Raw genomic sequence first — 2,210 nt, 5'->3', positions numbered from 1 at the left:
GTTTTATTAGTCGCTTTATTATATCCCTCGTTGAATCCTTGCTTGAAGTCACCCCAATTAAAGATTATGTCAATTATTGTCATTGTTAATATCCCAAGAAGGAAAAACTTGAAGTCTCGTCTTGTTATTTTCATTTTTTAAATTTTAATATTTCAATGCATGCCAACGGTCTTGGCTATGATTGCGGCGCGGCATTGGGGGCGAAGCTAGCGGAGGATCTAACACGGTTAGTGTTAGAAATTCGCGTCGGCAAAAGCGAGCCCTGGCCGTTCAACCATGGAAGCCAGTTTTAGTTTTATTTAAATGTAGGAAATTTCAAGGAAGTTCTAAAGCAGCGCTGAATTATAGCCGTTGTTATACACCGTATTTTAAAATTCTGTAAACATGAAAATGAATCCTATAATAATATTAATAACAATACTTGAAATACCTAAAATTGAATTCGATTTTGGGCTAATAAATAATGATATTAAGTAAAAAATTAAAATTAAAAGCCCTAATAAACCTGGACCAATAATGTAAATTAATCCTCCATGACCAGAACTAGCCGATATATCGGCCTGTAAAGCAATTGTTATAGAAAATAAAATAGAAATAAAAATAAGTATAAGGTAAGTTATACTGATTTCATTAAATATTCTTTCGACTTTATGATATTTATTCGTTTTAGATTTCAATTAATTTAATGGTGTATAACGGTCTTGGCTATGATTTCGTTTTGACTTAGCAGCGAGCCCGGCGGTGGATCTTCTGCTCTTGGCAGAAGAGATTAGCGAGGGCAAGGCGAGCTGCCAGGTTGAGCCTTTAACCTGGTTCTCTGTTTTAAAAATAGAATAAATATTTGAAGTTGGATTTAGCCAAAGTGAATTATAGCCGTTGTTGTAAAACGTTTTACCCTCTACCAGATATTTATAGTTTCAGAGAATTCGGTATCACCTGATACTTCAAGTTTAAGCTTAGAAGGAATAAAACTTCTTCCTTTATATTCAGGGTTTGCATCTAAACTTATTCTTTTTCCCTCTTCGAGTAACTTCTCAACCATTCTATCAAATCCTTCTTTAAACTCCTGAACAAACTCCGGGACGTATAGCGTGTTAGCCGGGATATCTTCTCCTCCAAACTCCAATGGCATCATGTAAATTTTAGATAATTCTCCTTTTTCATACAAAGCAACTGCTTTTTCAATACTATCAATGTCACTAAAATCAGGTCCGTTTTCCACTTCTTGTGAATATGATTTCAGAGCAAATAAAATAAGAAAGCATGGTAATAGTACTTTTTTCATAAGCGATTTTATTAAATGTTTTACAACGGTCTCGTATAACCGTCAGTTACGGGTTAATATGCTTTAATTTTCGGTTTAGCACAGGCTTTAGCAATTCCGAGTGGATTCGGACGTAGTCGAATCCGCCGTAATTGCGGTTATACATTGTTGTGTGCCGTTTTTTTTTCATTATTTTTCAATTCTTTTGATAAAAAATACCCGCCAACTATTCCGTGAATTATTCCAAACATTCCGTAAATCCATAGTTGATAAATCGAATAACCTGCGAGTGATTCCAAAATTCGTATTCTCCCAAATTCAAACGAACTTATTATTCCGATTATTAATGCTTTAAAATACAATATTAAAATCCACGAAGCGAAAAGAGCTAAAAATGATATTCCGAAATAGTTTTGTTTTTCTTTTCCAATATTTTTGGTCAAATATTTAGAGGTCAACATTCCAATTATGGGTATCGAAATTATTGTTGTAATCCATTCAATCCAATCTCTTTCGATTGTGTACCAACTTGGAATTTCTCCGATAAAAGCGTAAAAAATGAAAAGAAAAATCAGTCCGAAAAAGTAATATTTTGCTATTAAAAATTTAGTGGTATTCAATTTAGCGTTTTGTTTTTTAAATGGCACACAACGGTCTTGGCTATGATTCTGTTTTGACTTAGCAGCGAGCCCGGCGTTGGGTTTTTTGCCCTCGGCAAAAAAAATTTACGAGGGCAAGGCGAGCAGCCATATTTAGCCTTTAACCTGGTTCTCTGTTTTAAAAATAGAATAAATATTTGAAGTTGGGTTTAGCCAAAATGAATTATAGCCGTTGTTAGGTAACGTTATTATTTTTTTATTCCATCTTTCTTGATGACCTCTTTGCAATAAAGTTGATTCCTATTGTAAAAAAGACCCCAAAACATAAAAAATAGAAAATGAATTTC

The 2,210-nt window shown here is 33.7% G+C and carries 2 protein-coding genes; both read right to left on the bottom strand.

Annotated features, from left to right (window positions below; translation table 11 throughout):
* Positions 1 to 898: 898 nt before the first annotated feature.
* Positions 899 to 1,285 carry a hypothetical protein gene (locus ACA086_RS14900; protein ID WP_371004141.1) on the bottom strand — a complete coding sequence of 129 codons (387 nt, stop codon included), beginning with the start codon at positions 1,283 to 1,285 and terminating at the stop codon, positions 899 to 901.
* Between the two features lie 137 nt (positions 1,286 to 1,422).
* Positions 1,423 to 1,911, bottom strand: a complete 489-nt coding sequence (locus ACA086_RS14895; RefSeq protein WP_371004139.1) for a hypothetical protein — start codon at positions 1,909 to 1,911, stop codon at positions 1,423 to 1,425.
* Between the last annotated feature and the right edge of the window lie 299 nt (positions 1,912 to 2,210).

This window comes from Muriicola sp. E247, from assembly GCF_041358175.1.
Lineage (GTDB): Bacteria > Bacteroidota > Bacteroidia > Flavobacteriales > Flavobacteriaceae > Muriicola.
This window is presented reverse-complemented; position numbering and strand designations above follow the sequence as displayed.

Bases quoted from the DNA above. Each gene is read 5' to 3' on its own strand.
- ACA086_RS14900 (WP_371004141.1), bottom strand. From the start codon at position 1,285: ATGAAAAAAGTACTATTACCATGCTTTCTTATTTTATTTGCTCTGAAA.